The following is a 7,372-nucleotide window of genomic DNA, read 5'->3' on the forward strand; positions in this document are numbered from 1 at the left end:
ACCATCACCACAGGCCTTCACTGCCGTATTACCGATTTCGCAATTGGCCGAAGCCGACGCACCGGTTGGCGTACACACAGGTTGGGAAGCGGGATCATGACCATCTTTGCACCCGGGCTGGGCATAATTCCCATACTGACAACCATCATCCGCGGATTCACCGGTGCTGCACGACAAACCCAGAATGGATGCGATCTGACCTGCATTCATACTTTGTGGTTTTTCATATTTCATTTTTCCCATTATAACTCCCCTGGCTTCACGATATTCAGGCTCTTCACTTCCAAAGTGTTACACTTCAAATACATTCCAGATCGTTTTTATGATATTGTTGTCTCTCTTGAATGTCAAGCCCCATGATTCTTTTTTTCTGGCAATTTCCGCTACAAATGAAAACCACCCTTTAATCAATTCGCAATCTTCGCATCTTCTTTGAAAATCGATCTCAAAAACGGCATCCATCATGTATCGGCACGATTCAATTTCCGTCAGGCTGGTGATTTCATTGTGATCAGATTTAAAAATTCGAATTACCCCAAGCAGGGGTATTAATTCATTTGCTTCATCTCTTATCCTCTTGTCAGCATTTGTGAATTGATCATCAGATGCATCGCCGACCAACCAACCGCTGCTCGAAGATCCGGACACCCAGACCTTGTCATCAGCGATCACCGGGTAGCGCTCGGATAAAAGCTGACTGATTGTGCTTTTCCCTGAAGTGGAATGCCCCAGGAAAAGAATCGCTTTTCCTGAAACATTTACCGATGAGGCATGAAAACACACCCTCTCAACACGAATAGCGGTTGGCTCTGGAATCGGATCAACCCGCATCACGCTGGAAGCTTCTCCTTCTCGTCGCGGGAAAAATCCCCCGTCTCTCGGCTTCTTCGCACAAAAAGGCCGGGTTAATCAATTTGCCGGTACGCTCATAATTCAAAGCCACGCATTGGGTCAGGCATCGTGTAGCGTGGATACAGTCACCGCAGATGCCGGGATATTCTCCGTCCAAGTCTTGACGAAGCTTCACCAGGGTCGGATGGAAGGACCATACCTCGCGCAGACTATCCCGCCCCAAGTGACCGAAACACAATTCGGGGATGTTTTTCCCGATCCCGCACAAAGCCATCTCACCATTGCCGAGTATCCCCAGGATATTCTTCACGTGACAACGACCCCCGGCGTTTTTCTCCTGCATGATCTCACTGATGCTAGCCATTGCCGGAGGGATTTCCAGGAACAGGCTGATGGGAGAGCGTTGCCGCAACTCACCTTTGATAAATCGCGTCAACTTGATAATCTCGTCATAGTTCAGGGTTTCTCCATGTTCATCCATCACCTTGCCGCGCCCCGTGGGGGTAACCGGGTTGAACTTGACCGAACCCGCTCCCAGTTCTACCGCCAATCGCACCATATCTTCCACTTCACTGATATTCCCGCGGTGTGGACACATGATGACCTGGGGTCTGAAACCCGCATCGACCAGGTATCGGATCCCCCTTACCGCGTCGTGATATGCTCCACGGACTCCCCGAAAACGGTCATGTTTATCCGGATCCACGCTGTCAAGGCTGACCGACACAAACCACAGTTTCGTATCGTTTTTCAAGTACTTCGCCATGTCCGCATCGATCAGGGTTCCATTGGTTTCCATGGTCAGGCTGATGCCTTCGGCACTTAAATAGTCGACCAAATCAATAAAGCGTGGGTGCAATACCGGTTCGCCGCCGGTCAGCTTGGCCGACATGAGTCCAATGGATTTTCCCTCCTCAACTGCTGATTTCAACAAATCAAGATCCAGGCAATCACCCGCGGAAGGCTTGCCGTTGACCCACGTCGGGGTGATCCAACAGTGGCGGCAAGCCAGGTTGCAACCGCTGGAGATATACAAGTAAAACGTGTACAGACGGGGCACGACTTCACGGGCGCTGCGGGATCGGTTTTCCGGTTCTTTCGATTGCTCGTTTCCGGGCCCTTCAGGATCGATTCTCATTTTCAACTTTCCTTATGAAGTCCTTCTCGTACAGCACTTCAACGAATTCATCCACATCGTTTGCCACCCGGTCCACAGGTACATCCTCACATATATTTTTCAAATGAACCACGATATCCGCCTTTGTGCGGGGATGGGTCCGGATAAATTTCCAGATTTCCAGACCGACGTGATTGATAATCTGAAGTGTGTTTGTTTCCGCTTTAAACAACAGGGCCCCGTCTTCCTCCTCACGCAAGGATACATCCGGACTGGCCAGCAACTTTGACGACCTGTACATAATCTGTCTCCTGTTTTCCACAAATTTCACCATCGGCCTGATTCCTCCATGTTCACCAAGGCCCGCGACCAATTCCTGGATATCGTTCCGGACTTCATCTTCCCCCATGTCATGATCCGCAGCGACCTGGCTGATGATCCGACTCAGGGTCCGCCTCCCATTCATCAACCGGATTACTTTTCCGGCTGACGCGTTGATTTCAATCAATCTCTGTTGTTGGCAAAGAAACAGCAGGGAGCCGCCTTTGAAATCCTCTATGGCCGCCTCTTCCGACAACACGTAGCGTAATCTTTCATCAATTGGGATCATAGGAATAAAAAAATTCTATTCAGCTTTACTCCATGGGACGGTTGCCGATGTCAGGCCGGTGTCTTTCAAGAAATCCCGGTAGCAGTCATGGGGATTGGCCATGTTGAAGTCTCCGGTCATGGTGTGAGCCAACCCCGGGCAACTGCCGTTGCAATAGGGAGTCCATTCGCAATCCTCGCAACCCGGAACCTGGTTCATGGGTATTCTACGACGATCTTTCATGGCTTGCAGAATCGGATGGGTTTTCCAGATTGTCTTTATGGGATCCCGGTTGATGCGTCCCAACTCCAGGCCGGCCAACATGTTGCAAGGCGATAATATGCCGTCGTGATGCACCGCGAGTTTGTTGTAGAAACAGCCGCACGCGGTCAGTTTTCCCATCTGCCAGCGTGTTGGTTTTTCACCGGTAGCCCGGGCATGTTCCATCTCGCCATACATCCGCCATTTGGCCAAAGGACCGGCGGACGCGTTGATCCGCCCTGGATACTTCCGGTCCAGTTCATGCATTTTGAGAATCGCCTGCAGCTGCTGTTGGGGCGACAATGTGATACCGGCCTGGTTATCGCAACCGGCCCCCATGGGGATGGCATCATTGGTACCGAAACCCGGCAGCCCGACATCTTCCAGCAACAGCCTGGCAATATTTTCCAGGTCACCCACATTGTGACGGTTGATCGTTACCCTGGAAGTGACGGGCAATTTCGCATCTTTCAGCAAATGTAACCCGTTGACGGCACGATTGAATGAACCCTTTCCCCTGCTCTTGTCGTGCACTTCCGGGCAGGAGCCGTCAATGGACACCTGGATCGAGTTGAGCCGGCTCTTTCTTTTGCCTTTCTCGAACTGCTTCAGCGTATCTTCAGTAATCAAGGTGCCGTTGGAAAGGATTGAGTACCGCATCCGCTTTTCGACCAGGTAATCGATGATCTCCCACAGATCCCTGCGCACAAAGACCTCGCCTCCGCTGAGGGTCAGGTTTCGCACGCCCAATTCACCCAGTTCATCGAAAAAAGTGAACCATTCTGCAGTGGCAAGATCGGGGCGACCATGCATTTCATTGGCATAAAAACAGTATTCGCAATGCAGGTTGCATTTGCCGGTAAGAGAGATATCGAAATCCCCGGGACGGTCACTGATTTCCACATAATCCCGCGGACCCGGTCCCACCGCCGATTCATCCGTGGTTTCAATGAATCCTTCTCTGAGGAGTTCATCAAGAAAAGCGCGGACATCATCAGAAACGGTCTCAACCGCATCCGTGTCAAATTCGGCGCTCATTTCACGAACGACCTCTTCCAGGCTGAACCGGCCATCCAGTTTTTTCCATATCCAGAAAGCGGAAGCGTTGATGATTTTTTCGCGCCCCGTGTCCGCATGAAACAATATGGCATGATCTCCATGACGGCAAGTGGAAACAGCCCTATCCCTGGCGAATCTGAAACTGGGATGACTTCGTCTCATTGATGGCTCATTTTATGACACGTCCTTATTCCACTAGTCCAAACTGAAGTAAAAATGATCGTAAACCCTGACAGCATCGCTGTCAAGGCGGGTTTGAAAATTTAATTTGTCATGTCTTTTCCGGCCCAAAGGGAACGCCTGCTTTCCGGGTAAAAAACGACAACTTTTCTCTCTTTGATAAATTTTTAAAATGCAGATAAAAGGTATACATATTGTCCTTTTTCCTTTGTTTTTGAAAATCCGGACTGCTACAATGGGGCAATAATTCCAGAAGCAGGAGGCAATGATGCGGAAAGAGTTGTCTGATCTGGACAATAAGACCGATAAAAGGGGTTTCTCTCCCCAGTTCTGGCTGGTGGTAATCTTCGAGTTCTTTGAACGCGGCGCCTACTACGGCATGATGAGCTTCCTGTCGGTCTACTTTGCCGATTCCCTGGGTATCCCCAAGGAGAACGTGGGCGTGATCAAGGGCGTAATCCAACCCCTGCTCTACTTCCTGCCCATCCTGTCGGGAGCCGTAGCCGACCGCTTCGGATACCGCCGCATGCTGATGATCGCCTTCGCCCTGCTGGGTGGCGGTTACTTCCTGACCGCGCAGATGACCACCTATACCGGCGTGTTCATCGCCCTGGTGGTCATGGGCGTGGGCGCGGGCATTTTCAAACCCCTGATTTCCGGGACCATCGCCCGGGTAACCGACGAGTCCAACAGTACCCAGGCCTTCGGCATCTACTACTGGTCGATCAACCTGGGCGCCTTCCTGTTCCCGCTGTTCCTGGTACCCTTCCTCAAGCAGCTCAACCCCGCCTGGGTAATCATCGCTTCCGCCATCTGCACGGGCGCCATGATCATTCCCACCTTCCTGTTTTTCCGCGACCCGGTAAAGGAAAAGAAAGCGGACGAGCGCGAGCAGGCCACCATGATCCAGACCCTGGCCAACGCGTTCGAGATTATCTACTCCCCGCTGGTGCTGATTTACCGCCGCATCGCGTCCGGGTCCGGCCCGCGGGTGGTTGTGCTGATCCTGCTGGGCGCACTGCTGTTTGTGGGCGCGCGCCAATACCTCTCCCCCCCCGCGGCCACGGTTTCAGTGGAAATGCGCGCCATTGCCCTGGAGCAGGGCGTGGTGCAACTGGCCATCCACCGCGACATGCTGCGCAAGGAAAGCTTCCGTATTGAGCCTCCGCAAGCAAACACCCCCCTGCGCGTAGAGGTGTTCAAGCCCGACAAGGCGGACCAGTGGATGGATGAATTGTTGAATGAGGTCCATACCTTTCCCGCCTACTCCGGCTTGAGTGCGGTTAACCTGGAGCGGCTCCTGGAAGCGGCCCGCAAACCCCGCGCCCTGGAAATCCGCGTGGACCCGGACCTGGAAACGGATTATCTATTGACCAACGCGGGCACGGATTCTGAGAACCTTTTGCTGCTGATTAAAAACCGCGAGGTGCTGGAAACCCGCAAAACCGACCTGACCGCGACCCTGGAAGAGAGGCCCGAGCTGCGGGGAATGGCCCCTTCCCTGTTGAACAACGTTTCGGAACAACTGCAATCCCGGCCGTTTTTCCTCTTGTTTGTGGGCCTGCTGATCGTGGCCGGCCTGCTGGTGCTTTCCGCTTCCGGCGGCGTGGGCAAAGCGGTATCGGGATCTTCAGGGGGCATCACCCTGTTCGTGCTGCTGCTCTCCATGCTGCTATGGGTTTTACCCGGATTGGGTACCCTGGCACGGATCATCTGCTCTGTACTCTTGTTTTCCACCGCTTCATTGAGCCTGATTGACCGCTCGTCTCCGGAAAAATTTATTGACCACGGCCGCTTCCTCTTGATGATCGTCATTTACTCCGGCTTCTGGGTACTGTACTTCCAGATGTTTGATTCGGTGTTGTGGTACGTGCAGGCCTACGTGGATGCCGGCACGCTGAATGCCGCCATCAACCGCTTCCTGGGCTGGTTCGGCATTCAGGTCAACTGGTTCTTTGACGTCGAACATGTAACCGTTGTCAATGCCGGAACCATCATTCTGCTGCAACTCGTGGTTTCACGCATCGTAAAGAACTTCCGCGCCCTGCCCACCATGATCACGGGCATCGCCATCGCCACCATCGGCATGGGCATCCTGGCCATATCCACCAGTATCTGGGTGTTCCTGGCCGGGATCTTCCTGTTCAGCATCGGCGAAATGACGGCCCACCCCAAGTTCATCTCCTACATCGGCCTGGTGGCACCCTCGGACCGCAAGGCCATGTACATGGGCTACCTGTTCCTGTACGGCGTGTTCGGCAGTTCCGTGGGTGGAGTGCTGGGGGCGAAGCTTTACGTCCACTTCGTGGACCACCTCAACCAGCCAAGAATCCTGTGGCTGATTTTTTCCGGCATCGGCGTGGCCACTATCGTCGGCTTGCTGCTGTACAACAAATTCATAGCACCTGAACGGAAGAAGTGAAAAGACAAAAGTGAAACGAAGGTAACAGGTATCAGGTGACAGGTATCAGGAAGGTGACAGGTATCAGGAAATGACAGGTTACTGGTAACAAACTCAGGCGAACCACCACATATATAGGAAAATTGAAGTGATAGAGAATGGGGGGATTAGATGGATGGGAGCAATTCGACTACTTCGGATTTCAACAGAAAAAACAAGAGGACCTGGAAGAATCCCAGGTTTGAAGATCTGGATGTTTGGAAAAGGGCGCGAGAATTGTGTATCCGTATTTCCAGTATTATGCGGGATAGTCGTGATTGGGCATTCCGTGACCAGATGATTCGTTCGAGTTTATCAATTTCATCGAATATTGCCGAAGGTCATGAGCGGGGCAGCAACAAAGATTTTGTCCGATTTTTATATATTGCTCGCGGGTCATGCGGAGAGCTGCGTACCCAACTTGACATTGCAAAAGAGGTTCCGTGTATCCCTGAAAAAGAAGCTACTGAGATGATTGATGAAACAAAAGAAATATCTGCTATGATTGTCGGCCTGATCCGAAAACGCAGCTGTTAAAGGAATCTTTTTTGATATTTTGAAAAGAGTCTTTCAGAAATGACTAATGCATTATTATTCTTTGATGTCCTGCCACCTTAATCCTGTTACCTGATACCTGCCACCTTCTTGCTTTGTTCCTGTCACCTGCCACCTGATACCTGTTACCTCAGTGTCTTTTTACTTTCCACTTTCCACTTTTCACTTTTCACTTTTCACTTAGTTGAGATATGATCCAGTGTTTCGATAAACTCCTTTGCTCCTTTGAATCCGGCAAAGCGGCCGAGTTCACTTCCATCCGGGGAACGGAAGATCACCGTGGGCATGCCCAGGATCTGCATTTCACGGCGCAGTGAGA

At 51.8% G+C, this 7,372-nt stretch carries 5 protein-coding genes and 2 pseudogenes; 3 read left to right on the forward strand and 4 right to left on the reverse strand.

Translation table 11 applies throughout. The annotated features are described in order from the left end of the window. Window positions 1–291: 291 nt before the first annotated feature. The 4 genes from ENN40_08265 to ENN40_08280 are packed head-to-tail and all read right to left on the reverse strand — an operon-like array spanning window position 292 to window position 4,040. On the reverse strand, window positions 292–834 hold the full coding sequence (locus ENN40_08265; GenBank protein ID HDP95338.1) for a hypothetical protein: 543 nt from the start codon (window positions 832–834) through the stop codon (window positions 292–294). Beyond that, a complete protein-coding gene (locus ENN40_08270) occupies window positions 821–1,990 on the reverse strand; it encodes a radical SAM protein (protein ID HDP95339.1) in 1,170 nt (389 codons plus the stop codon). Before ENN40_08270 ends, ENN40_08265 begins: the two co-directional genes overlap by 14 nt. Then, window positions 1,974–2,579 (reverse strand): PqqD family peptide modification chaperone, encoded by a 606-nt coding sequence (locus ENN40_08275; GenBank protein HDP95340.1) that lies wholly within the window; start codon window positions 2,577–2,579, stop codon window positions 1,974–1,976. The genes ENN40_08270 and ENN40_08275 overlap by 17 nt, the downstream gene beginning before the upstream one ends. A 15-nt stretch (window positions 2,580–2,594) precedes the next feature. Further along, window positions 2,595–4,040, reverse strand: a complete 1,446-nt coding sequence (locus tag ENN40_08280; protein HDP95341.1) for a radical SAM protein — start codon at window positions 4,038–4,040, stop codon at window positions 2,595–2,597. 286 nt (window positions 4,041–4,326) lie between these two features. Here ENN40_08280 and ENN40_08285 point away from each other — a divergent pair. From ENN40_08285 to ENN40_08295, 3 genes and pseudogenes are all read left to right on the forward strand, one after another. After that, window positions 4,327–4,932: pseudogene (locus tag ENN40_08285) on the forward strand (MFS transporter). A gap of 918 nt (window positions 4,933–5,850) precedes the next feature. Then, window positions 5,851–6,480 (forward strand): annotated as a pseudogene (locus tag ENN40_08290) (MFS transporter). 150 nt (window positions 6,481–6,630) lie between these two features. Continuing rightward, the gene (locus ENN40_08295) at window positions 6,631–7,035 is read left to right on the forward strand and encodes a four helix bundle protein (GenBank protein HDP95342.1); all 405 of its coding nucleotides are present in this window, start codon (window positions 6,631–6,633) and stop codon (window positions 7,033–7,035) included. Window positions 7,036–7,372 lie beyond the last annotated feature (337 nt).

The sequence above is a fragment of the Candidatus Aminicenantes bacterium genome (assembly GCA_011049425.1).
Classification (GTDB): Bacteria; Acidobacteriota; Aminicenantia; order UBA2199; family UBA2199; genus UBA876.